This window comes from Streptomyces sp. NPDC059456 (assembly GCF_042750055.1).
GTDB lineage: Bacteria > Actinomycetota > Actinomycetes > Streptomycetales > Streptomycetaceae > Streptomyces.
In genome coordinates this window covers 1-3,022 of record NZ_JBHYVA010000880.1, presented here as the reverse complement: position 1 = coordinate 3,022, position 3,022 = coordinate 1, and the positions used below count along the sequence as shown (strand labels likewise).

Sequence of the window (3,022 nt, the reverse complement as noted above, 5' to 3'; positions counted from 1 at the left end):
GGGGGCGCCCCCCCCCCCCCCCCCGCGCCCGGGCCGCCGGGGGGGTGATCCCGCCGGGGGGGCCCATTTACACGGCATCACCAGCCCCCCCGGGCCCGGCAGAGCCGTCAGGCCCGGCAGACCCGTCAGGCGAGCGGACCCGTCACCGGCTCCACCGCGGCGACGAGGCCGCCGGCGCGGACGAACGCGTCGGCCGCGGCCAGGTCGGGGGCGAGGAAACGATCCGGCCCGGGACCCTCCACACCGGCCTCCCGCGTCGCGGCGATGGCCGCCTGGCTGGCCGGGGCGGGGGTGAGCCCGTGGCGCAGCTCGATGGCGCGGGTCGCCGCGTACAGCTCGATCGCGATGATCCGGGTCAGGTTGTCGATGGCGGTACGGAGCTTGCGCGCGGCCGACCAGCCCATCGAGACGTGGTCCTCCTGCATGGCGGAGGACGGGATCGAGTCGGCGGAGGCCGGCACGGCCAGCCGCTTCATCTCGCTGACCAGGGCGGCCTGCGTGTACTGGGCGATCATCAGACCGGAGTCGACACCGGCGTCGTCCGCCAGGAACGGCGGCAGGCCGTGCGAGCGGTTCTTGTCGAGCAGCCGGTCGGTGCGGCGTTCGGCGATGGAGCCGAGGTCCGCGGCCGCGATGGCCAGGAAGTCCAGCACGTACGCGACCGGCGCGCCGTGGAAGTTGCCGTTCGACTCGACGCGGCCGTCGGGCAGCACCACCGGGTTGTCGACGGCGGAGGCCAGTTCGCGCGAGGCCACCAGCGCGGCGTGCGCCATGGTGTCGCGGCCGGCGCCGGCCACCTGCGGGGCGCAGCGCACGGAGTACGCGTCCTGCACGCGCGGGGCGGACTCCTCCTGGAAGTGCCGGACCAGCCCGGAGCCCTTCAGGACGGCGGCCATGTTCGCGGCGGAGGCGCCCTGGCCCGGATGGGGGCGGATGGCGTGCAGCTCGGGCGCGAGGACCTTCTCGGTGCCGAGCAGCGCCTCCAGGGTCAGCGCGGCGGTGATGTCGGCGGACTTGTACAGCTTGTCGAGGTCGGCGAGGGCCATGACCAGCATGCCGAGCATGCCGTCGGTGCCGTTGAGGAGGGCCAGGCCCTCCTTCTCCTTCAGCTCGACCGGCTTGATCCCGGCCTCGGCGAGGAGCTCCCCGGCGGGGCGCACGACCCCGTCCGGACCCTCTGCGTCGCCTTCGCCCATCAGGGTGAGCGCGCAGTGCGAGAGCGGTGCGAGGTCACCCGAGCAGCCGAGCGAGCCGTACTCGTGGACGACGGGCGTGATGCCCGCGTTGAGCACGTCGGCCATCGTCTGCGCGACGGACGGCCGGACGCCGGTGTGCCCGGAGGCGACGGTCTTCAGGCGCAGGAACATCAGGGCGCGCACGACCTCCCGCTCGACGCGCGGGCCCATGCCGGCGGCGTGCGAGCGGACGATGTTGCGCTGGAGCTGGGCGCGCAGCTCGGGGCTGATGTGACGGGAGGCGAGGGCGCCGAAGCCGGTGGACACCCCGTAGACGGGTTCGGGCTTGGCGGCGAGGGCGTCGACGATCTCGCGGGCACGGGCGAGGGCGTCGAGCGCCTCGCCGGACAGCTCGATCCGCGCGTTGCCGCGGGCGACGGCGATGACGTCCTCGGCGGTGGTCCCGGACGTCCCCACCACGACAGTGTGCATATCCATATTCAGCAGCCTACGGACTGAATCGCTTCATGTCACTAGCAAGTTTCACGGGGGACCCTTACGCCGCCGCACACGGCGCCCGTCACGTCGCCCGGCCCCGGAAACGGCGGCGCTCACCGGCCGCCTCCTGCTGGGCGGCGGCATCGGCCATCCGGATCACCGCGCTGTCCCGGCCCGCGACGACCGGCCGCGCCGAACGCGCGGCCTTGGCCTTGTACTGGGCGGCGTCGGCCAGCCGGAACAGCCGCCGGGAGGACTTCACCGGCCCGATCGGATCCCCCGTGGACGCCACCCCGCAGGCCACCCCCTCGCCCAGCTCCAGCTCGGCGGCGCGCAGGCACAGCTCCTCCGTCACCCGCACCACCTCATCGGCCGCGGGCCCCACGCTCACCAGGCAGAACTCGTCACCGCCGAGCCGGGCGGCGAGCGCGCCCGGCAGCATGGCCCCGCACAGGCTGAGCACCGACCCGAACCGCTCCAGCAGCCGGTCCCCCATGGCGTGCCCGAGGGTGTCGTTGACCTTCTTGAGGCCGTTCAGGTCACACACCACCAGGCTGACCACGGCCGCACCGCGCCGGTGCTCCTCCAGGGCCTCGTCGAGCCGCATGTCGACGGCCCGCCGGTTGGCCAGGCCGGTCAGCGGATCGGTGAACGCGAGCCGCCGCGCCTCTTCGAGCCGCTCGTTCTGCGCGAGGCCGGCCGCGACGACCGCCGCCAGGACGGTCGCGAACTCGGCGTCGTCCTCGTCGAAGCCGGGCAGTCCCTCGTCGCGGGCGACGTACAGCTCGCCCCAGGCGCGGCCGCTGAGCACGATGGGCGCGACGACGCAGCTCCCGCGGCCGCGGCGGCGCAGCGCCTCGCCGCGCCGGCCGGGGCGGCCGCCGCCGGCGCTCTCCGCCCAGGCGTGGGGGCCGCCGCCGCCGACCCACCGCTCGTGCAGGAACTCGGTGATCTCGGGGAAGTCGTGGACGGGATAGGACTCGTCCTCGGGGAACTCCTCCTCCCCGTCCCGTCGCCCGCCCTCGTTGACGAGGACCCGCAGCCGGCCGCGTTCGCGCTCCCAGGCGGAGATCGCGGCGAACGAACCGTCCATCGCGAGCCGGGCCCCGCGGGCGGCCGCCCGGACGCTGTCCCGCGGTGCGCATGCGGCGGCCATGGCCTGCGCCTGGCCCCCGCGGGCTCGCAGCCGCCCGTCGACTCCCATCACCCCAGGTTAGGGAGTTTCCCCCCCACCGCCACCGATCCCCGGACGCGCCGTACGCGGGCCGCCGGCGCACGGCGGGGACGGGCCTCCCGGGGGCTCCGCCCCGGCTGCCGGCACCGGCAGGACCCGGGGTGCCGCGGGCTCT

General features: G+C 75.3%; 2 protein-coding genes. Both read right to left on the bottom strand.

From position 1 onward, the window contains the following. Positions 1 to 125 precede the first annotated feature (125 nt). Positions 126 to 1,667 carry a histidine ammonia-lyase gene (hutH, locus tag ACFXA3_RS39965; RefSeq protein ID WP_385195931.1) on the bottom strand — a complete coding sequence of 514 codons (1,542 nt, stop codon included), beginning with the start codon at positions 1,665 to 1,667 and terminating at the stop codon, positions 126 to 128. 88 nt (positions 1,668 to 1,755) lie between these two features. After that, positions 1,756 to 2,877 (bottom strand): diguanylate cyclase domain-containing protein, encoded by a 1,122-nt coding sequence (locus tag ACFXA3_RS39960; RefSeq protein ID WP_385195928.1) that lies wholly within the window; start codon positions 2,875 to 2,877, stop codon positions 1,756 to 1,758. Positions 2,878 to 3,022 lie beyond the last annotated feature (145 nt).